16 protein-coding genes are annotated in these 20,847 nt (G+C 46.6%); 7 read left to right on the forward strand and 9 right to left on the reverse strand.

The genetic code is table 11. The annotated features are described in order from the left end of the window. The first annotated feature begins 33 nt into the window (after positions 1 to 33). Positions 34 to 2,442: a phenylalanine--tRNA ligase subunit beta gene (gene pheT, locus ACZ5XY_RS06780; RefSeq protein ID WP_464740153.1), complete on the forward strand. Its 2,409-nt coding sequence runs from the start codon at positions 34 to 36 to the stop codon at positions 2,440 to 2,442. A 177-nt stretch (positions 2,443 to 2,619) separates the two neighbouring features. Further along, on the forward strand, positions 2,620 to 2,925 hold the full coding sequence (locus ACZ5XY_RS06785; RefSeq protein ID WP_464740155.1) for an integration host factor subunit alpha: 306 nt from the start codon (positions 2,620 to 2,622) through the stop codon (positions 2,923 to 2,925). A gap of 121 nt (positions 2,926 to 3,046) precedes the next feature. Here ACZ5XY_RS06785 and ACZ5XY_RS06790 read toward each other — a convergent pair whose 3' ends face one another. Beyond that, complete coding sequence (locus ACZ5XY_RS06790) at positions 3,047 to 3,376, reverse strand: hypothetical protein (protein WP_464740157.1); 330 nt, start codon at positions 3,374 to 3,376, stop codon at positions 3,047 to 3,049. 432 nt (positions 3,377 to 3,808) lie between these two features. On the opposite strand from ACZ5XY_RS06790, the gene ypfJ reads away from it, so the two are divergent. Beyond that, positions 3,809 to 4,687, forward strand: a complete 879-nt coding sequence (ypfJ, locus tag ACZ5XY_RS06795; RefSeq protein ID WP_464740159.1) for a KPN_02809 family neutral zinc metallopeptidase — start codon at positions 3,809 to 3,811, stop codon at positions 4,685 to 4,687. A gap of 77 nt (positions 4,688 to 4,764) precedes the next feature. Here ypfJ and ACZ5XY_RS06800 read toward each other — a convergent pair whose 3' ends face one another. From ACZ5XY_RS06800 to trxA, 3 genes are all read right to left on the reverse strand, one after another. Beyond that, the gene (locus ACZ5XY_RS06800) at positions 4,765 to 5,013 is read right to left on the reverse strand and encodes a hypothetical protein (protein ID WP_201533746.1); all 249 of its coding nucleotides are present in this window, start codon (positions 5,011 to 5,013) and stop codon (positions 4,765 to 4,767) included. A gap of 392 nt (positions 5,014 to 5,405) precedes the next feature. Beyond that, the gene (gene rho / locus ACZ5XY_RS06805; RefSeq protein WP_464743803.1) at positions 5,406 to 6,677 is read right to left on the reverse strand and encodes a transcription termination factor Rho; all 1,272 of its coding nucleotides are present in this window, start codon (positions 6,675 to 6,677) and stop codon (positions 5,406 to 5,408) included. Between the two features lie 466 nt (positions 6,678 to 7,143). After that, entirely contained in the window at positions 7,144 to 7,470 is a 327-nt protein-coding gene (gene trxA / locus ACZ5XY_RS06810) for a thioredoxin (protein ID WP_464740161.1), read from the reverse strand. A 341-nt stretch (positions 7,471 to 7,811) separates the two neighbouring features. On the opposite strand from trxA, the gene ACZ5XY_RS06815 reads away from it, so the two are divergent. After that, complete coding sequence (locus ACZ5XY_RS06815; RefSeq protein ID WP_464743805.1) at positions 7,812 to 8,525, forward strand: RluA family pseudouridine synthase; 714 nt, start codon at positions 7,812 to 7,814, stop codon at positions 8,523 to 8,525. 43 nt (positions 8,526 to 8,568) lie between these two features. On the opposite strand, the gene ACZ5XY_RS06820 is transcribed toward ACZ5XY_RS06815, so the two are convergent. Next, positions 8,569 to 9,516: a D-2-hydroxyacid dehydrogenase gene (locus tag ACZ5XY_RS06820; protein WP_464740163.1), complete on the reverse strand. Its 948-nt coding sequence runs from the start codon at positions 9,514 to 9,516 to the stop codon at positions 8,569 to 8,571. A 298-nt stretch (positions 9,517 to 9,814) separates the two neighbouring features. Here ACZ5XY_RS06820 and rapA point away from each other — a divergent pair, with 298 nt between their 5' ends. After that, complete coding sequence (gene rapA / locus ACZ5XY_RS06825) at positions 9,815 to 12,703, forward strand: RNA polymerase-associated protein RapA (protein ID WP_464740165.1); 2,889 nt, start codon at positions 9,815 to 9,817, stop codon at positions 12,701 to 12,703. A 156-nt stretch (positions 12,704 to 12,859) separates the two neighbouring features. Beyond that, entirely contained in the window at positions 12,860 to 13,762 is a 903-nt protein-coding gene (locus tag ACZ5XY_RS06830) for an acyl-CoA thioesterase (protein ID WP_464740167.1), read from the forward strand. 37 nt (positions 13,763 to 13,799) lie between these two features. Here the strand turns inward: ACZ5XY_RS06830 and mutY are convergent, their stop codons facing one another. The 4 genes from mutY to ACZ5XY_RS06850 all read right to left on the reverse strand — a co-directional run bounded on the left by mutY (position 13,800) and on the right by ACZ5XY_RS06850 (position 20,088). After that, positions 13,800 to 15,023: an A/G-specific adenine glycosylase gene (mutY, locus tag ACZ5XY_RS06835; RefSeq protein WP_464740169.1), complete on the reverse strand. Its 1,224-nt coding sequence runs from the start codon at positions 15,021 to 15,023 to the stop codon at positions 13,800 to 13,802. A gap of 166 nt (positions 15,024 to 15,189) precedes the next feature. Then, positions 15,190 to 16,146, reverse strand: a complete 957-nt coding sequence (gene ylqF / locus ACZ5XY_RS06840; RefSeq protein WP_464740171.1) for a ribosome biogenesis GTPase YlqF — start codon at positions 16,144 to 16,146, stop codon at positions 15,190 to 15,192. Positions 16,147 to 16,171: 25 nt separating this feature from the next. Beyond that, on the reverse strand, positions 16,172 to 19,171 hold the full coding sequence (locus ACZ5XY_RS06845; protein ID WP_464740173.1) for a DUF2339 domain-containing protein: 3,000 nt from the start codon (positions 19,169 to 19,171) through the stop codon (positions 16,172 to 16,174). Positions 19,172 to 19,350: 179 nt separating this feature from the next. Then, on the reverse strand, positions 19,351 to 20,088 hold the full coding sequence (locus ACZ5XY_RS06850; RefSeq protein WP_464740175.1) for a dienelactone hydrolase family protein: 738 nt from the start codon (positions 20,086 to 20,088) through the stop codon (positions 19,351 to 19,353). A 191-nt stretch (positions 20,089 to 20,279) separates the two neighbouring features. Here ACZ5XY_RS06850 and ACZ5XY_RS06855 point away from each other — a divergent pair, with 191 nt between their 5' ends. After that, positions 20,280 to 20,843: a YcgN family cysteine cluster protein gene (locus ACZ5XY_RS06855; RefSeq protein ID WP_464740177.1), complete on the forward strand. Its 564-nt coding sequence runs from the start codon at positions 20,280 to 20,282 to the stop codon at positions 20,841 to 20,843. The last annotated feature ends 4 nt before the right edge of the window (positions 20,844 to 20,847 follow it).

Raw genomic sequence — 20,847 nt, forward strand, 5'->3', positions numbered from 1 at the left:
CAGATTTGCTTTTAATAATAATTCGAGATACTTATGAAAATCAGCGAACAATGGCTTCGGCAGTGGGTCAATCCCAACAATAACAGTGAGCAATTGGCCAATCAGCTGACCATGGCAGGGCTTGAGCTTGATGACCGCTATCCGGTAGCGCGCCAGTTTCGTGGCGTGGTGGTGGGCGAGGTGGTTGAGGTTACCCCGCATCCGGATGCCGATAAGCTTCGGGTCACGCAAGTTAATATTGGTGGTGATGAGTTGTTGCAAATCGTTTGCGGCGCGCCCAATGTCAGCGTTGGCATGAAAGCACCGGTGGCAACGGTTGGGGCGGTACTGCCAAGCGATGATGGCAAAGGCTTTACCATTAAAAAAAGCAAGCTTCGCGGCGTGGCATCAAATGGGATGCTTTGCGGCGCCTCCGAGATTGATTTGGTTGACAGCGTTGATGGCTTGCTTGAATTGCCAAGTGATGCGCCAATCGGCACGGATATCCGCGACTATTTGGGCTTAGATAACGAGATTTTTGACATTTCTATCACCCCAAATCGCGGCGATTGCTTTAGCGTTCGCGGTATTGCTCGCGAAATTGCGGTCATTAATCAATTGACCGTGAATCCGCCTGAAATTGATGATTCAAGCTTGGCGATTGATAATCAATTAACCGCGCCGAAAGTTACAGTTAACGCCGTTGAGGCTTGCCCGCGCTATTTGCTGCAAGCACTGAGCAATATTGATCGCAGCATCCAGTCGCCAAAATGGCTGGTGGATGCGCTCGTGCAATCAGGACTGCGCAGCCATAACTTTTTGGTCGATGTGACCAATTATGTGTTACTTGAATTGGGACAACCGCTGCACGCCTTTGATGCCGATGACATCCAAGGCGATATTCAAGTGCGACAGGCTTTGGCAGGGGAGAGCGTCACCTTATTAAATGACCAAGACATCACGTTAATTGGTGATGAGTTGGTCATTGCTGATGATAAGGGCGTGTTGGCATTAGCCGGAATTATGGGCGCCAAGCGCGGTAGTATCAATGACGATACCAAAAACATCGTCCTTGAAAGCGCGTTTTTTAGCCCGCTTGCCATTGCTGGTCGAGCTCGCCGCTTTGGGCTGCATACCGATGCCTCGCAGCGTTTTGAGCGCGGCGTTGATTTTGAGTTGCCAAAACTTGCACTTACCCGTGCTTGCAACCTGATTGCCGCTATTTCAGGCGCGACGGTTGGTCAAGTAAATATTACAGAAAGTTTAACTCAGTTGCCAACAAGGTTGCCGATTACCTTGCCCATTGCAAAAGTTGCCGACGTTTTAGGAATTGACATTGCTCGTGATGACCTCATCGATATCTTAACGCGGCTTGAATTTGAGGTTGCCGCGACCGATGATACGCTCATTTGTACGCCGCCAAGCTTTCGCTTTGATATCAGCATTAAAGAAGATTTAATCGAAGAAATTGCGCGCATTTTTGGCTACAACAATATTCCAAGCACCTTGCCAAAGCTGGAAGTCAGCTTGGATTATGACGACAGCGCTGACTTGACTCACGATATGAAGCTTGCTCTTGTTGATGTCGGTTACATGGAGGCAATCAGCTTTAGCTTTAGCGATGCCAAAATCGAAGCGCTGCTTGAGGATAAAGATTTAGGCGAAGTTTTGGCGCTTGCCAACCCGATTTCAAGCGACTTGGCGGTGATGCGTCGAACCTTGCTGTCAAGCCTATTGCCTTGCGTTCAATATAACTTAAATCGTCAGCAATCAAGGCTGCGCTTTTTTGAAACGGGGCTTAGCTTTGTTGGCAGCAGTGTTAGCGATTTGGTGCAAACGCCAAGTATTGCCATGGTCGCGACCGGTGACGTTTTTGAGGAACAAGCCTATCAAAATCGCCCCATGGACTTTTTTGATTTAAAGCACGACGTCGAGCAATTATTTGCCGCCAATATTAACCCAAGCCGAATCCGCTACGAGCGCAGCAGCTTAGCGTTTTTGCACCCCGGTCAAAGCGCTAAGCTTTATATTGATGACACCTTTATTGGCTGGCTTGGTCAATTGCACCCAAGCGTGGCAAAAGCCCTTGACCTGCCGACCACTTGGGTTGCTCAGTTAAATTTATTGCCGCTACAACAGCTGCAGCGCGAAAAACAAGCCATTGTTAGCCCAAGTAAGTTCCCACAGGTTCGCCGCGATATCGCCATTTTGGTTGATGACCAAATCAGCGTTCAAGACATCAGCCAAAGCATCTATAAAGCAGCAGGGGACACTTTGACAGATTTATGGTTGTTTGACGTTTATCAAGGCGCTAATGTTCCGGACAATCAGCGATCGCTAGCCTTTGCTTTGATTTTACAAGACCGCCAGCAAACCCTTGCTGATGATATCGTCAAAGCCATCACAGATAAGGTCGTTGCGGCGCTAACTACCGAATTTAACGCCAAGCTTCGCGACAGTTAAGCCATTAATTTTTACGTTAAAGGCAGCGATTAACCTTGTTAATCGTTGCTAACTGATTATTAATAAAGGGTTTTATAGGGAAAAGCCTTAATTATTTTCTCAAAACTCTTTATAATAGCAACCTTTAGTCGTTTCCTACCAATAACTTACCTAATGACCCAGCATAGGAGCGGTACTGTGAGTACGTTAACCAAATCTGACATGATTGAGCACTTGATGCAGCGCTTGAACTTGACTCGACAAGAAGGTCGCTGTCTTGTCGAGAACTTCTTTGACGAGTTGTCAGACAGCCTCATTGAAGGCAAAGAAGTGAAGCTTTCAGGATTTGGAAACTTTGAGTTAAAAGACAAAAATAGCCGTCCCGGTCGTAACCCAAAAACAGGTGAGCCGGTCAACGTTTCAGCGCGCCGCGTGGTGACCTTTAAAACTGGTCAAAAATTTCGCCAGCAAATCGATGCTCAATTGATTGATAAACAAGCTTAAATCATAAAAATAAAAAAGCAGTCAAGTCAAGGCTTAACTGCTTTTTTAAACCGTCAAATTTTAATGCATAAAAAAAGAGAGCAATTGCTCTCTTTTTTATTGATTATTGATTTCTCAATAATTACTGAGCAGCTGGCTCTTCAACAACTACAGTGTCAGCTTCAACAACGGCTGGATCAGTAGCATCAGCTGGCGCAGCAGCAGCAGTGTCAGTAGCTTCAGCAGTAGCTTCAGCTTCTGCTACCGCAGTTTCAGCTTCAGCAGTGGCCGCTTCAGCTTCAGCAGTTGGCTGACCTTCAGCGTTTGCATCAGTTAGCTCTTCTTGAGCGTCTTGAACATTTTCTTGAGCGTTAGCTAAGTCTTCAGCCGCGTTTTCTTTGTTGCTATCGCAAGCAGTTAGGCCCATTGAGGCAGTCATAATAGCAGCTAAAGCAATTAACTTAAGTTTCATGTGGTATTCTCCGGGGATTGAATTGAGCAGTAGCTACACAAAAAAGAGCTGAGTTCCTGAAATATTCAGATACTCAACTACTCTTAGTTACAGCTACTCAGCTTTCGTGCATTCTATATTGTTTTTTATGAAAAGAAAAGTGTTTGTACACTTTAGTAACAATAAAGTAGTAAATAATTGGGCTAAATTTTATTTTGTACCAAATTTTATACAGGACAGCTTGATAAACTTCGTATAATTCACTAATAGCTATTGATTTTAAAACAATTTTGATAAGTTTAAAGGACAAGTTGGGAGTAAAAGTGATTTGTTTGCGGTGCTATGGTTTGAGCACTTGCCGATAGCGATCAGCTGAGCTGAACAACGTGATAATTGGTTTTATTTTAATCAGCTAATATTACGAGGATATAAAAATAAAAAAAGGAGAAAATTATGAAATGGCAAGGTCGAGAGGGCAGCTCAAACGTTCGCACCAGTAGCGGCGGAAAACTTATGGGCGGCGGTATTGGCGGGATTATTATTGCTGGAATATTGTGGCTGGTGTTTGGGGTCAATCCCATCACCGCGCTGCAAACTGGCGAAAGTATTGCAGGCGGCAAGGCAACAAGCACAGAACCTGCCGGTGATGATACCCGCGATGAGCGCTTTGTCAAAGTGGTATTAAGAGATACGGAATTGGTTTGGGGTCAGGTCTTTCGTGATGCAGGGGAGACGTACCGTGAACCACAATTAATCTTATTTGATGGTCAAATCAGCTCGGCTTGTGGCTCGGCAACGTCCGCGACCGGTCCTTTTTATTGCCCAAGCGACCAGACGGTTTATTTAGATACCTCATTTTTTGTGGAAATGCGCCAAAATTTAGGCATTGTTGGCGACCAACAAGGTTCAGGAGATAGCGAAAACCAAGGTCGGGCAGGCGATTTTGCTGAAGCTTATGTGATTGCTCATGAGGTGGGGCATCACGTTCAGACGCTGCTTGGCATCACTCAACAAGTGAATGAAGCCACAAGACAAGTTGGCCGCGCTGAGGCAAATCGGCTTTCTGTTTATCAAGAATTACAAGCCGATTGTTTTGCAGGGGTTTGGGCAAATCGTAATGAGCAGCGGATTGGCTTTTTAGAAGCCGGTGATGTTGAAGAGGCGATCAATGCGGCAAGTCAAATTGGCGATGACCGCTTGGCACGCGCAAGTGGTCGCGCGGTGGTTCCGGACAATTTCACTCATGGTACCAGTCAGCAGCGGGTTGAGTGGTTCAAACGTGGCTTAAAATCAGGAGATATTCAATCTTGTGATACCTTTAGCGGGGCATAACTTGTCAAAAATAAGTGTTTCAAATAAAAAAGCCTGATTATGAATCAGGCTTTTTTATAATTCAATAAAGAAATAACTTATCGAGTGCTGTCTAGGATATAGCCTGCAGCCCCACCAACAGCAGCGCCGCCAATAGCGCCGCGAGCGATGTCTTTGCTATCGCCGGTGCTCTTGATTAACGCTCCCGCCGCTGCGCCTGCCGCTGCGCCTTTTGCCGCATTGCTAAGACCTGAGTTATAACCATAACCATTGGTGGTGTTACAGCCGGTCATCACCAAAACTGAGCTGGTAATGGCAGTCAATGCTAAAGTTTTTGCAAATTTCATAATGTCACCTATTCGTATTAATCAACTTTAAATATTATTTAATGGTTAGCAACCCGTGCTACTATCAATAAATATCCTTAAAAATCTTAACCTTAAAAAGTCAGCTTAAAAACGGACAAATAAGTTTAACCTAATGAGTATCATAATCTAATTTAAGACCTAAAACGAGTCTTAAGTCGTAGTGATATCGCAAAGCTTTATCAACAAACTGTAATATATATTTCTTAATTGTATCATTAAGCAGTAATTTGCTTAGGAGTCTTGTATTCTAAAGCTAAGTCCGCTAACGCGTTTTTGGGCAATTGGGACAAAGATGCCCGATTAAAAAAGCGGCTTATAGAAAAAGCCGTGATATCACGGCTTTTTGCCCTTACGAAAAAATAGCGGACGAGTTATTGGCTTTGCGACTTTCGGGTCATTTGTTCAAAAAACTCGTCGTTGGTTTTGGCTTCTTTTAAGCGCTCAAGTAAAAACTCGGTCGCTTGAACCCCTTCCATAGGCTGTAAGAGCTTGCGTAAAATCCAAACTTTACGCAGTTTGTCTTCATCCAGCAGGCGCTCTTCGCGGCGCGTTCCTGATTTTTTGATGTTGATGGCAGGGAAAACGCGTTTTTCGGCCAAATCGCGCTCAAGGGTGATTTCTTGGTTACCCGTGCCTTTAAATTCTTCAAAAATCACGCTGTCCATTTTACTGCCGGTGTCAATCAGCGCGCTTGAAATGATGGTTAAGCTGCCGCCTTCCTCGACGTTTCGCGCCGCCCCAAAAAAGCGTTTTGGGCGCTCTAACGCATTGGCATCTAAACCACCCGTCAGCACTTTTCCAGAAGATGGGCTGACGGTGTTATAGGCTCTCGCAAGCCTTGTGATTGAGTCGAGCAAAATGACCACGTCTTGTTTGTGCTCAACCAAACGCTTGGCTTTTTCGATGACCATTTCAGCCACTTGAACGTGACGCTGCGGCGGCTCATCAAAGGTTGAAGCGACCACTTCACCGCGAACGGTGCGCTCCATTTCGGTAACTTCCTCAGGGCGCTCGTCAATTAACAGGACGATAAGGTAGCATTCAGGATTGTTTTTGGTGATGGACTGGGCGATGGATTGTAAAAGCATCGTTTTACCGGCTTTTGGCGGGGCGACGATAATTGAGCGTTGACCTTTACCGATGGGCGCAATCAAATCAATGATGCGACCGGTCAAATCTTCGGTGGTGCCGTTACCGATTTCAAGCTTTAATTGCTCGGTTGGAAACAGCGGCGTTAAGTTTTCAAAAATTAATTTGTGGCGTGAGCGGTCGGGGGTGTCAAAGTTAATCTCGCCGACCTTTAATAACGCAAAATAGCGCTCAGAGTCCTTTGGCGGTCGAATCGTTCCGGCAATGCTGTCGCCGGTTTTTAAGCTAAATCTGCGAATTTGGCTTGGGCTGACATAAATGTCGTCAGGACCTGCCAAATAGGAGCCCTCTGAGGAGCGCAAAAAGCCAAAGCCGTCGGGGAGCACCTCAAGGACGCCATCGCCATAAATGGCTTCGCCGTTTCGGGCGTGGGTTTTTAAAATGGCAAAGATGATGTCTTGCTTTCGGCTTCTTGCCATGTTGTCAAGACCCATGTCTTTGGCAATGCCTAACAGCTCGGAGATGCTTTTTTTCTTAAGTTCTGTAAGATTCATAAATAAGTCATTAGCAATTGATTGGTTAAAAGCTGCCATAAACCCTACCGCCTAAGACAATAGGATTACTGTCTGAGCAACGTCGTTGATGGGTCATCATGGAATGGGCAGCGGTAGATTATCAATAGCGATATCAAGATGCGCTCAACACAATTATCACTAAAAAAGCGCTAACAAGAGGCACTACATGAGCCGCTTGGTCTCAACAATCAATCATTGGTAAAAGCGAGTAGTTGTGCTTGGTCTTGATAAACACAAAAAAGGAGAGCAGCGATAACGCGCAAGCATACGAAATGTTTCTTATGTCGACAGACTATACGGTTTTCACCTAAGACTTGTCAATGAATTTTGCTAAAAAAGTGCTGAATTTGGGTGATTGCCTAAAAAATAAGCAATTGCCATTATCAATGGACAATGGCAATCAACAAAACCAACCTTAAAATAAGCTTAGCTTTAAAACTAATGATTAAAGGTGCTTGTCAAGAACGCGGGCAAGCTCACCTTTTGGTTGCAGTCCCATGACCGCATCCACTTTTTCGCCATTTTTAAAGACAAATAGCGTTGGGATATTACGGATTCCAAAGCGGCTGGCGGCTTGTGGATTTTGGTCAACGTCAACTTTGACGATTTTGACGCGACCTTGGTACTCGTCGGCAAGCTCCTCTAAAACTGGGGCAATCGCGCGGCAAGGACCACACCACGTTGCCCAGAAATCGACCAAAACGGGGATTTCTGATTGCAACACGTCTTGGTCAAAATTGGCATCGGTGGTATTAACGATAGAAGCTGACATAATTTTCTCTCTATGAGTCATTGTTAAACTATTTTTGTTAACTTATTTTTATCGACCTAAAAGCAATCGAAATAAAATAGAGAATCAAAACAAAGTTGATTAGACAGTTATAATATCACGATTGCAGATACTTGGTGGCTTAGGACAAGTTTAATTACTTAAAAACTTAGATTAGTAGAATAAATTGCAACAATCATCCTGCAAATCTGGCTTGCTTAATTGATGATTTTAATCAAAGTTCTTGAATAAAGTCTTTTTGAAAATAAGTTTTTGCAAAAGGGTTACGATTAAAACGCCCTAGACTTTATAATGGGCGCAAATTTGAATGATAAGTGATGATGATGCCGATTTCTGATGAGGTGGTGGTGCAGTTAAACCTGCAAGAAAGCCAATTTTCGCAAGATTTTTTTAAAGATTTTGCCCAAAGTATCACCGTTTATGAAGATGACGACATTTGGGTGGTCGATAAGCCTGCCGGATTGTTAAGCGTTGACGGCAAATCGCTAAAGGTCAGTTTGTTATCAAGACTTTACCGCGCCAATCCCGAGGTGAAACTGATTCACCGCTTGGATATGGACACCTCGGGACTCATGATTTTTGCCAAAAATGCTGCGGCGCAAAGCCAAATCAGCAAGCAATTCATCGAGCGCTTACCGCAAAAAATTTATCAAGCTCGGGTGATGGGACACTGGCTTGGGGTTGGTGAAACTGGTCGCATTGAGGTTCCGGTTCGCTACGAGCCGGAAACCAAACCGCGCCATATCGTTGATTTAACTTGGAAAAAAAATGCGCTGACTTTATTTAAAATCTTGGCTCATGAAACGGTCGATGGCATTGAAGTCACCCGAGTTCAACTCAAACCCGTCACCGGTCGCAGCCATCAGCTTCGCGTTCATATGCTTCACGCGGGGCATGTGATGATTGGCGATCCGATTTACGCGGAAGGTACGGCACTTAACATTGCCCCAAGGCTTAATTTACACGCGCAATCTTTGCGATTAAAACATCCTGTTTTTGGCGCTTGGATGGATTGGGAAAGCGCCGTGCCTTTTTAATCTATGCCTTTTTAATACAGCGCCGTTTTAATTTTACTGGTTTTTAGCCGTTGTTATTGTTAATAAAGTCGCTCACTTGATGACTTAAAATATCCCAAAGCTTAAGCTGAGCGGCTTTGCTGCCCCAAGCGTTATGCGGGCTAAAGATGACGCGCGGATGGTCTTTTAAAGTTAATAACGGGTCGTCATTCGTGATGGGTTCTTGTTCAAAAACGTCGGTGGCATAGCCGATGATTTGCTCATTGTTAATCGCGTCGGTGATGGCTTGGCTGTCAACGATACCGCCGCGAGCCACGTTAACGATAAGCGGCTTATTTGTCACTTTGGCAAGGGTTGATTCATTAATTAACTGGCGCGTGGCATCAGTCAAGGGGCAATGCAGGCTAATCACATCAGCGCGAGCAAGCACTTCCTCAAAGGCGGTATAATCGGCATTTCGCGGGGCGCGGTTTTGATGCTCCGCCCAAAGCACTTCCATGCCAAAGGCGCGGGCAATGTCGGTTACGCGCTTGCCAATCGTGCCAACGCCAATAATGCCAAGGGTTTTATCTTCCAAATCAATGAGCGGAATATCGAGCAAGCAAAAGTTACCGTTGTCTTGCCAGCTGCCATCAACGACTTTTTCGTGGTAATAATTGGTCGCGCGCATCGCCGCAAGCATCAGCATAAAGGTGTGTTCAGGAACGCTTTTCACCGCGTAACCGGCAACGTTATAAAGCTCAACGCCATGAGCTTTACAAGCATCACCATCCACATTATCAAGACCGGTGGCGGTCAGCTGAATCAGCTTTAATTGCGGCAGTTGACTAATGACATCCGCGCCGATTTTGACTTTATTAGCAATGACAATGTCCGCGTTTTGGCAGCGCTCAATGATGGTGGCGTCGTCTTGAGGGGTCTCATTAAAGGTGACGTAATCGCTGACGCCTTTTGGGGCAGGCAGGTCAATGCCTTCTGAAAACGTACCTTTATCTAAAAATACCGCGCGCATAATCGCTCCTTGATGTAAAAGCTTAAGCCTAGCATTGATTGCGCGCCGCCCTCAAGGCAGCAAGGGTTAATATTATCGTCAAATTTTGACTTTTTGATTTATTAACCGTGTTTTCACTAATTTTTATAAGAAAATCAAAGCGCCAGCGATTAAAATTGCTTGAAAATTGACAATATTGCACGCATCTAGCGGCTAACACGATATAATATTGTGGTTTTTTTAAGCCCAATTGGTCGCGCGACTGATTTGACTTAAGCTTAACCGCTATTTTTTCCATTGAGAGCCAAAGACACGCCTTATGACAACTTCTGCTTCTGCACTGCATAATAAAACATTCGCTGTGGGTCAACGCCATTTATCGGACACTGAAACTGAGCTTGGGCTTGGGGTAGTGATTGATGTGGACGACCGCTGCGTTCATATTTTATTTCCGCAAAGTGAGGAGACGCGCGTTTATGCCAAAAATTCAGCGCCGTTATCGCGGGTGGTGTTTAAAGCCGGTGACAGCATTTGCGACCAAGATGGCAACACCTTTGTGGTCAATGGCGTCGATGAGGTCATGGGCGTGGTCAAATATAGCGTTGACGGTCATGACAAAGCCATTATGGAAACGAGGCTTGCAGCAAACATTACCCTTGCCAAGCCTTTAGAGCGCTTGCTTGCCGGTCGCATTGACCGCGGCGATTGGTACGATTTGCGCCAAGATATGTTGCGGATGCAAGGGGCGTTATCCAGCCATCCTTTAAAAGGCTTGATGGGCGCTCGCGTTGATATTATTGAGCACCAGCTTTATATCGCCCATGAGGTCGGTAAACGCATTGCGCCGCGAGTGCTGCTTGCTGATGAGGTGGGTCTTGGCAAAACCATTGAAGCAGGGCTGATTATCCATCAGCAGTTATTGTCCGGAAAAGCTGAGCGCGTATTAATTTTAGTTCCGGACAGCTTGCAATATCAATGGATGATTGAACTTCGCCGCCGCTTTAATTTAAATTTTGCCCTGTTTGATTTGGTTCGCACCGCCGCAATCAAAGAGCACAATCCTGAGCAAAACGTCTTTTTAACCGAGCAATGTATCATTGCTGGCATGGATTTGCTGCTTGACCACCCTGACCTTTATGACCAAGCCATGGAAGCTGGCTTTGACTTGTTGGTCGTTGATGAAGCGCACCATTTGCATTGGGATGCGGCGCAAGGCGGCAATGAAAAATACGACTTGGTTGCTGATTTTGCCGAAGAAACAGCAGGAGTCATGCTATTAACCGCAACGCCTGAGCAGCTTGGCGTTGAAAGCCACTTTGCAAGGCTGCGACTCCTTGACCCAAACCGCTTTGATGATTTGGACGAGTTTATCGCAAGCCAAGAAGCGTTTGCCGATACGGCGGCGGTCGCTCGCGTGTTGATTGACGAAAAGCCTTTAAGCGATAACCAAATTAAAGCGATAACCAGTCTGTTAGGCGTTGATAGTGATGAGCTTGTTAATATTAATAACGATGAAAAATTGCGAGCTTATGCGTTAAATGAATTGCTTGACCGTCATGGCACTGGTCGCGTGTTGTTTCGAAATACGCGCGAAAGCGTCACCGGATTTTATGGCAGACAAAGTCAGCCGCACCCGCTGCCATTGCCTGAATCTTGGGTCGGCAGCTACCAAACTTGTGGTAAGCTTCGCGAGCAGCTTTGGGGCGAAGAAAATAAACCCGACGGCAGCTGGCTTGAAGATGACCCGCGTGTGCCGTGGCTGATTGATATTTTAAAATCAAAACTTAAGCATGAAAAAGTGCTACTGATTGCCCGAAGTGGCGCTACCGTTGAAAGTTTAGAAGCGGTTTTGCGACTTCATGCGGGAATTAAAACCGCAATTTTCACGGAGCAAATGAGCTTACTTGAGCGCGACCAAGCGGCGGCGTTTTTTGCCGATAGTGAAGGCGCTCAGATTTTACTTTGCTCGGAGATTGGCTCAGAAGGTCGCAATTTTCAATTTGCCAATCAGCTGATTTTGTGGGATTTACCGGCAAATCCGGATACCCTTGAGCAGCGCATCGGTCGCCTTGACCGAATTGGGCAAACCAAACAAATCACCTTGCACGTGCCGTTTGTGACAGGAACGGCGCAGGAGCGCTTGTACCTTTGGTATGACCGTGCGCTGAATATTTTTAACCAAATATCGCCAACCGCGCAAAGCGTTCAAGAGCAGTTTATTGCCGAATTAAAGCCGCTGCTTGAAGGTGAGGATAACACCGATAATCGTGCCGCCCTTGATGAGTTGATTGCTGATGCCAAAGCCACGCGCTTGGAATTGGAAGCAGCATTGCAAGAAGGTCGCGACCGTCTGCTTGAATATAACTCGTGCCGACCTCGCGTTGCCGGTCGAATCAAAGAGGCGATGCTTGATTTTGATAAAAACAATTTGCTTGCGCCCTTTGTTGACCGCTTTTTAGCGTCGGCAAACATTGATTATAGTATTCAGCGCGACGGCACTTGGGTAATAACGCCGGTCGATAGCAGCGAGGCGAATGAGTTTATTGAAGCTTTGCCCCTTGGCGGCGAGGATGGCATGACCTTGACCTTTGAGCGCGCTCAAGCGTTAAAGCGTGAGGAAGTTGAATTTATCACCTACGAGCACCCGCTCATGCAAGCGATTTATGAGCTTGCCTCGAGCAGCACCTTTGGCAATACCGCCGTTGCCATGCTGAAAAGTAGCGCCATGCCGCAAGGAATGATTATGCTTGAAATCAACTTTCGCGTTGAAGCCATTGCGCCAAAGCTGTTAAATTTGCCTGCCATGCTGCCGATGCAAAATATCCGCATCTTTTTAAGCGAGCAAGGTGGTGATTTGTCGCAAAAAGTCAGCGCCGAGATGATTATGCCGCACGTTGAGCGCTTGGATAAAAATCGTGCCCGCCAAGTCATTAAAGTTCGCGGCGATGTCATTGAAACGCGCTATCATGAAGCCGAAGCGCTTGCCAAAGCTCAGATTAAAGATATTGGCGAGCAAGCCGCCGCCCGCTTTAGCCAACAGTGGGGTCGCGAAATCAAACGCTTAAAGCATTTGCAATCGATTAACCCCAACGTTCGCGACAGTGAAATTGAGCGCTTGGAGCAATTGCAATCGCAAGGCGAGAAAGCACTTGCCAATTTGTCCTTGGTTCCTGATTCCATTCGCGTGTTGGTGGCAGTGAAACCTTAGTTTTTAAGTGCTTTTGTTAAAGCGGCTTTTTACGAAAAATCTAAGGTTTACCCAAAAACAAGCGCTTCAAAGTTTAAAGGCTTTGGACTTTGTAGCGCTTGCTTGACAATTTTTGATAACGTTTAATAACGCTCAATAACAAGGAGACTGACGGTGATGTCAGAGGATTGCCAACTGATTGATGAACTGCTTGCCACGGTGGCGCTCACCGAGATTCGCCCCGATGTGTTTGAAGGTCAAAGTCATGACTACGTTGGCGCGCGGATTTTTGGCGGTCAGGTGCTCGCGCAAGCGTTGATGGCAGCGGCAAAAACGCTCAATGAGGACAAGCCGTGTCACTCCTTACATGGTTATTTTTTGCGCGGCGGCGATATTGACAAACCGGTGATTTATGAAGTTCGTAGGCTTCGTGATGGCAGAAGCTTGTCGGCGCGGGAAGTCACCGCATTTCAATGCCAATCGGTCGATGGCGATACGCCCAATTTGCAGGTGATATTTTCGATGATGGCGTCGTTCTCCCCGATGGAGGAGGGTCTTGAATATCAAGAAGATATGCCCGTTTATCCGCCGCCGGAGGACTTACTTGCCGAGCAGGATTTAAAAGAGCAATACGTTGGCAAAGTCCCTGAGGCGCTAAAAGCGCGGTTTATGCGCAAGCGCCACGTTGAAATCAAACCGGTTAAGCCGCGCGACCCCATCCACCCTGAACCCATGAAACCCAAACAAGCCAACTGGCTGCGGATCAAACAGCTTGGCGAGCAGCCGCAAGCCATTCAGCAAGCGCTATTGGCGTTTTCCTCCGACTTTTATTTGGTCGGAACGGGGCTGATGTCGCACGGTGTCAGCTTTATGACCAGTGGCTTGCAAGCGGCTAGCATTGACCACTCGATGCACTTTCACCGCGCCTTTGATTTAAACGACTGGCTGCTTTATGACATGTGGAGCGATACCACCTCAAATGCTAAAGGCTTAAACCATGGTCAGTTTTGGCAAAATGGTAAGCTGGTGGCGACCGTTCAGCAAGAAGGGCTGATGCGGCTGCGCTCGCCAAAGTGCTAAGGTTGAATTGATAAAATTTTAGTTAAGCTTGTTCTAATCAAAGAACACCCAACACCTTTTCCATCGCTCGCGGTAACCCTAAGGTGGCTTTTGCGGTTTTATCGTCAAGCCATTGAAAGTCAATATCCGCTTGGCGTAGTTTTTTACTTAATATCTGAATGTTTTCATCACTTAAGCGCGCTTGATACGGCGTTAAATACCAATGAAAATGGGTCAGACTGTGCTTGATGGGCGCGTCGTCAAACAAATCTTGACCGCAAGGTGTTAACTCAGCGTTGCTATTTAAAATCAACTCATGAATAATTTGCTCAGCGGTATTCATTTCGCTGTCAAAAAGCGCGTCATCTTGCTCAGCGGTAATGATAACCTCAATTTTAGATTTTTTATCCAACTGAACTTTTTTATCAAATAAAAGCGGCAAACTCCAAAGTCCGCCCCAAATGCCATTGTCAGGGCGTTTTAGCCAAAGTATTTCGCCGTTATTATTACTGATAACTAAGGCTTTGCTAAATTTACTGGGTTTGGGTGCTTTTTTTGCTTTAACCGGAAAGTCAGTTTCGCGACCTTGAGCGTGAGCGATACAGTCGTTTTGTAGCGGGCAGGATTGGCAATTTGGATTTCGGCGCGTGCAAAGCGTCGCCCCTAAATCCATCATCGCTTGGGCAAAGCGTCCGGCGTCATCGCTTGGGGTCAGCCTTGTGGCAAGTGCCCAAAGTATTTTGTCGGTTGCCGATTTGGTAATGTCGCCATCGATTGCCGACCAGCGCGTGAGTACCCGCTTGACGTTGCCATCGCAAATCACGCCGTATTTATGCAGCCCCATTGCCATGATTGCACCTGCCGTCGAGCGTCCAACGCCTGAAATGGCTTCCCAATCTTGCAGCGATTGCGGAAAATCGCCGGTGGCTTCAATCACCGCCACGAGCTGCTTTGCACCTTTATGCAAATTGCGAGCGCGAGCATAGTAGCCAAGCCCCGCCCAGTGTTCCGCCACCAAATCCCAATCTGCCGCTGCCAAATCATGAACGCTTGGAAAGCTTGCCATAAACCGCGCAAAGTAGGGCAACACCGTGGTGACCTGCGTTTGCTGAAGCATGACCTCAGACAACCAAACGATATACGGGTTTGGCGAGTCGGTTTTGTGCTGCTGCCACGGCAAATCGTGGCGACCGTGAGTGGCGAACCAATCGAGCAAGCGCGGGGCGAAGCTGTCGAGGTGGTCGGCGGGTTGGGAAAAGTCTGGGTGAGCAGCATCAGTCATTATTTGGCAACCATTGGCTAAAAGCTTTTATATAAGGGCGATGGCGCAAATCTAAAGCCTAGCGGTAAACGCTGTCTAAGGTTTGACCGTCTTTATTTTTCCACTCGACCCAACCGTTATTTGACGAGCATATAATAAATTAATTAGCTAACAATTAGCTTGAAACCTACTTCCGATTCTTCTTGGTTTTTAATCGGCGCAAGCGTTTTTCTTCCTCCTTTGCTTTCTTTTTTTCTTCAGCCGCAAGTCGCAATTGCGCCACCTCGATTTCTTCCACCTCGCGCATGGCAGGGGTTTCAAGGGTGATGTTGCCGATTTGCCCTGCGCGAAGCTCATTGACTAAGATTTCTGACATTCGGTAAGTATCGACAACGCCGCCTTTTTTGAGCAGTCCACGCGAGCGACCCGCCAATTCAAAAAATTCCCAATCGGTTTTCGGCAATTCCTCAAGTTTATATCGCGCTTTTAATAGTTCAGGGTAGGCGCTAAGCAAATACTCGGCGGTGTAGCTTGCCACGTCGCTAAAATCAAACGCCGTGTCTTTGACGCCGCCCGTTGCTGCCAATCGGTAGCCGGAATGGGCGTTTTCGACCTTTGGCCAAAGCATTCCGGGGGTGTCATAAAGCATGATGCCAGCGTCAAGTTTGATGAGCTGCTGCGATTTGGTCACCGCAGGCTCGTTGCCGGTTTTGGCGACGGTGCGACCGGCTAAGGTGTTAATCAAGGTTGATTTGCCAACGTTGGGAATTCCCATAATCATGGCTTTGATTTGCCGACCGGCAGCCGCTTTTCCGGCAACCATCGTTTGGCAAAGGCTGATAATTTTGTGAATGTCGTCGCTTTTATTGTTGTCAAACGCCAGCGTTTTTACCCCAGATTCTGATTCAAAAAAGTCCATCCAAGCTTGGGTTAAAACGGGGTCGGCAAGGTCGGCTTTGTTTAAAATTTTAATCACCGGCTTGTCACCACGAAGTTTGCCAATCATCGGATTGTCGCTGCTGTACGGGATTCGCGCGTCGAGCACCTCAATGATGACGTCCATTTGCGGCATCATCTCTTTAATCTCGTTGCGCGCCTTGTTCATGTGCCCAGGAAACCATTGAATCATCGTGGTGGTGGTCATAATCTTGCCTTTTTAAAATAAAAAATTAATCGGTTTTATGGTTGATGGCAGGCGGAATGGGCGCAAGGTAACCGATAAGTAAAATCAAACTTCCTGCCCCCAAAAATGACATGACGCGCCAAATGGCTTCAATTTGCGACAAATCAATCAGCACCAGTTTTATCACCACGGCAGCCAAAAGCCCAATGCCTAAAAACCAAAGCGAGCGCGCTAAATAGCGACTTGCGGTAATGGTGGCAACTAGGGCAATCAGCGTCCAAAGCATGGTCAGCCCCGTTTGCACTTGCGAGCTTTCCCAAGCGCCGCCGTCCCAAAGCGGCGTGCCAATAAATGCATGTAAGGAGCGAACCAAAATGCTCGACAGCGCCCAAAAACTGGTCAAGGCAAGCGCAATCAGTAGCGGCTGCGGTAAATCCGGCGCATCGCCTGTAGGCTGGCTTGCGCGCCACGTTAATATGCCCAAAATCAGCGCCAAAATTGTCGTTATATCATAAAAGTTGAGTAGCGGAATATACGGCAAGCCCCAAATCACACCATCATAAGACCAGCTGGTTATTATTATCCAAATTAGAATAATTGGCGCAAAAAACTTCGCGCAAAGCAGCCAAGCGCTTGACCAATCAAACCAAACCGGCTTTTGAAAAACATGGCTTGCCTTGCCAATTTGATTGGACGATTGCCAAAGTCCAAAGGTTAATAGCAAGGTGGTGACAAGCATTGCCATCACGCCGTCAGAGGGGGCAAGAAGATAATGCGCCAAACTTGCTGCCACCAAAATCCCTGTGCCAAGCCAACTTGCGCCATCATAACGGCGTAACTCGTTTGATTCAAACCAAAATTTAAGCCAAGCTTGAGCAAGCAGAGCCCAACCGAAAACCAAAATTCCCCAAATCAACCACGTCGCGCCCTGCCAAGGGTGATGAAACTCATAATGCTGTGGGAGTTGAACAATCAGCGCCAAATAAAACAGCACCAATAAACCATGCGTCAATCGGCTGACCTCGCGCCAACCTTGATAGCGGTTGATTACCCAAAATCCGGCAATGCTGATTAAAAGTGCTAATGCCGCAGTCATTGACCCTGATAACTTAAGCGCCGCCGACCAATCGTCAATATCGACAGCCAACACGTAAATCAGCCAAGCGGTGGCAAGCAGAGTTAAAAAGCTAATAAAACTTGGGCTTTTCCAAAGTAAAGTTACCGCAAAGCTTTGCGAGTTAATTCCCGATAGCCAAACGGTGCTGCGATAAAAATTAGGGTCTAAGGGATTTTGGCTTTCGCGATTATTTTCTAATTCTAAATGATTAAATAAAGGCACTGGCGAATTTGCCGAACGCAAAATAAATGCTGTCGCCAAAAAGCTCAGCGCGGAAATACTTAACGACAATAGCGGTGGCGACATCGCTGAATTTTCCCAAAGCCATAATATACTAAGCCCTTGCAGCACCAAACCAAACAGCACCGCCCAAGCGCGAAGGCTTTGCCTGCCAAACCAAACAAGCGCTAAGCCTTGAACCGACCAGCCAAACGCCACCCATTTGGCATCAAAAGCAATCGGAATCATCAATGCTAAAAAGCCGCCACCAAGCGCAAGCATGCCCTCGCTGATTGGCTCAAAGCGACCGCTTTTTTTCACAAAAAATAGCCCAAGCCCCAAATAAACCAGCGCAAATAATCCGCTGGCTATCGTGAGCGCGTGATTGAGGTCGTAAAGCAGCGCCGATAAGATACCAAACGCTAAAATGGGTACGGAAAACAGTAATCCCACGTCAATGGGGAATAAATATCGCGGTAGAGTTTTTATGGATGTTTCGACTTGGTTTTCTAAAGTGCCGTTTTCTTGGCTTTTATTTAAAAGGCTTTGCTTTGAAAGCTTATGTTTTGCAAATTCTGCCACATTATATTGGGTTAATTGTTGAGCAAAACGGATAACGACAAATAAATAGAGCGCCACGTGAAGCACGGTTAGCAGCACCAATGCGCTGCGCTGAGCTTGCAACACGGAAAGTGGCGTTTCCGAACCCAAATAATACGCCAAGCCAAAAGTTAGCGTGACGCCAAGTAAATTGAGCACTTTCCAAGGTCTAAAATGGGCGATGATGGCAATGGCGGTATTGAGCAGCAAATAATAACCAAACAGCGCCGTTAGATTTTGCGAATTGTCACTGGTCAAAATCGGCGCTAAAAAGCCGCCACCAAGCGCAAGCAGGGCAAGCGGGAAGGCATTTTGCCGAAGCGCCAGCCCAACGGTCAGCGCGGACAAAACGCCAAGCAGCACAAAGCTTGGCAAGCCGGCAAGCACGTCATAATAGCGATAGGCAAAAAAGGTGCTTAAGTACGCTGTGGCAATTCCTGCGCCTTGCAGCGATATGCCATAAGCAAAGCGCTTTTTGGCAAGCTTTAAGCCAAGTCCTGCTAACGCTAATCCTGCAACGCCAATGGCAATAAGCTTGGTCGTGATAGACAGCTCAATATAGTCGCTAAGCAGTTTTAAAAGCAGCACCACGCCAACGAGCAGCACCAAAACGCCGACGCGAACCACCAAATTGCCACCAAAAAACCACTGCTTTATTGAGTTAGCAAACGAAGTAACCACTTCAAATGAGCGCTCATCGGGATTGATGGGGTCGCTGTTGGCATTATTCGCATTGTTATCAGATTTGGCAGTCGGTTTTTGCGGATAATCGGTTGCCGTTTTTGTAGTTTGAGCGGTTGCATGTTGTAGGGATAGAGGGCGCTCTTGGTCAAAATAGCCACTGGGCACCGGCGGCGGCGCAGTTGGGGTTTTTGGTAAAGATGCAGCAGGTTTCGGCACTTGGTCATTTGGCGTTGGCGTTTGTAAGGGTTTGGAGTCCAAAGACGGCGATAACAAACGCTGATAATCGTCGATTTGGTATTGCAGCTCATCAACTTTTTTGGCAAGCCTTTGGATTTTGTTATTTAAGTGCTGATACAGTACCACCACGACCACAAGCAAGGTCACAAAGGTCAAAACCCCAAACGAGCCTGCAAACAAATAAAGCATCCTAAACCTCAATCCTAACCAACCTGCATAAATCATGACCTGATTTTATGGCAAGCACAAGCCAAAAAATGTGCTTGATAAATGAGTACGCCAATCTTAAAAACAGCAATTAAACAATGCCAAAAGAAAAATGCCTAAGCTTAAACTCAGCTTAGGCATCTATTATGCTTTATGAAGACTTATTTCAAATTGGCTTTCATAAAGTCAATCATTTTATCCCAGCTTTGCTTAGCCGCGGTTTCGTTGTAGCCCAAATCAACATTGTTTTCGACAGCGCGTTTGTCGGCATCAGGGTTGGTAAAGCCGTGCTTGGCGTTGTCATAGACATCGACGGTATAGTCAACGCCTGCCGCGCCTAACTCTTTTTTAAGGTCGTCAATGGCGTCCATCGATACCATGGAGTCATCGCGACCGTGAGCGACCAAGACTTTGGCTTTAAAACTGCTGTCGGCAGGTTTTTTTGGCGCAGGGTTACCGTGGAAGGTGGCAACGGCTTTTAAAGGCAAACCTTCACGCGCCAAATCAAGCACCACTTTGCCGCCAAAGCAGTAGCCAATCGCGCCGATATTATTTTTATCAACCGCCGTTTGGTCACAAAAATCTTTTAAAATCAGGCGACAGCGGTCGGTTAGTAAATCTTTGTCCTCAAGCACCTGCTCCATCCAAAAGTTTGCCATTGCCGCATCACAAGTCAATTTGCCTTCGCCGTAAACGTCCATGGCGACCGCTGCAAATCCGGCTTTTGCCAAGCGCTCAGTCACGTTTTTAGGGTGCTCAACGATGCCCCACCATTCCGGCGCCACCAAAATTCCGGCAACAGGATTGTCCTGTGAAGCGCTTTCTGGTATCGCCATGTAGCTGATAAGTTGGACGCCGTTTTCAGTGGTGCTAATCAGCTCAAAGGTTTTAATAGACATAGGATTTCCTTGTTTTATTTTTGATTTAATTCAAAGTTTTAATGCCGAAAATTGCAACTTAAAAGTTTATTAGGGCCAAATTTTTCGGAATTAACCTGACCACCTTAGCCCCAAACCGCCCGAAAAACAGCTATAATACTGTAACGCTGATTATCAGCCCGCTAATTTTCCTGCCGCCGCGACGTTCCTTTATGAAATTTAATTTATTGCAATCGCTTCAAGCAAGCTTTGATTCCGTTAATACTGTGCCCACTGCTAAAAAGCCAAAATCTACGCCGATTGTTAATAACGATGCCGATTTGCGACCCAATTTTTGGCAACAGTTTTCGCTATTTGAGCTGACCAATAGCGAATGGGAAGCGCTTTGTGATGGTTGCGGCTGCTGCTGTTTGATTAAATATATGGACGATGACGACGAGACGGTCGAATATACCGATGTCGCTTGCAAGCTGATGGACTGCGCGACGGGGCACTGCCAAAACTATGAGCACAGGCAAGATTACGTTCCCGATTGCATCCAATTGACCAAAAACAATATTGCCAAGATGACTTGGTTGCCAAATCACTGCGCTTACAAACGCGTTTTTGAGGGCAAGTCGCTTCCGGATTGGCACTTACTTATCACCAAAGACGCCGCCAAAACCGAAAAATTAATGCAAGCGGCAAATATTGGCGTGGCTGGTCGCTGTGTAAGTGAAGCCGGCATGAGCGATGAAGAGATGGAGTTGCGGGTGGTGACTTGGGTGGATGCTTGATTTT

Source organism: Psychrobacter sp. GTC18467 (assembly GCF_055397455.1).

Coding starts and splice junctions, on each gene's coding strand:
- ACZ5XY_RS06820 (WP_464740163.1), bottom strand. CDS start 9,516: ATGCGCGCGGTATTTTTAGATAAAGGTACGTTTTCAGAAGGCATTGAC.
- ACZ5XY_RS06790 (WP_464740157.1), bottom strand. CDS start 3,376: ATGAAACTTAAGTTAATTGCTTTAGCTGCTATTATGACTGCCTCAATG.
- pheT (WP_464740153.1), top strand. CDS start 34: ATGAAAATCAGCGAACAATGGCTTCGGCAGTGGGTCAATCCCAACAAT.
- ylqF (WP_464740171.1), bottom strand. CDS start 16,146: ATGACCACCACCACGATGATTCAATGGTTTCCTGGGCACATGAACAAG.
- ACZ5XY_RS06830 (WP_464740167.1), top strand. CDS start 12,860: ATGTCAGAGGATTGCCAACTGATTGATGAACTGCTTGCCACGGTGGCG.
- ypfJ (WP_464740159.1), top strand. CDS start 3,809: ATGAAATGGCAAGGTCGAGAGGGCAGCTCAAACGTTCGCACCAGTAGC.
- mutY (WP_464740169.1), bottom strand. CDS start 15,023: ATGACTGATGCTGCTCACCCAGACTTTTCCCAACCCGCCGACCACCTC.
- ACZ5XY_RS06855 (WP_464740177.1), top strand. CDS start 20,280: ATGAAATTTAATTTATTGCAATCGCTTCAAGCAAGCTTTGATTCCGTT.
- ACZ5XY_RS06845 (WP_464740173.1), bottom strand. CDS start 19,171: ATGCTTTATTTGTTTGCAGGCTCGTTTGGGGTTTTGACCTTTGTGACC.
- ACZ5XY_RS06815 (WP_464743805.1), top strand. CDS start 7,812: ATGCCGATTTCTGATGAGGTGGTGGTGCAGTTAAACCTGCAAGAAAGC.
- rapA (WP_464740165.1), top strand. CDS start 9,815: ATGACAACTTCTGCTTCTGCACTGCATAATAAAACATTCGCTGTGGGT.
- rho (WP_464743803.1), bottom strand. CDS start 6,677: ATGAATCTTACAGAACTTAAGAAAAAAAGCATCTCCGAGCTGTTAGGC.
- ACZ5XY_RS06800 (WP_201533746.1), bottom strand. CDS start 5,013: ATGAAATTTGCAAAAACTTTAGCATTGACTGCCATTACCAGCTCAGTT.
- ACZ5XY_RS06850 (WP_464740175.1), bottom strand. CDS start 20,088: ATGTCTATTAAAACCTTTGAGCTGATTAGCACCACTGAAAACGGCGTC.
- trxA (WP_464740161.1), bottom strand. CDS start 7,470: ATGTCAGCTTCTATCGTTAATACCACCGATGCCAATTTTGACCAAGAC.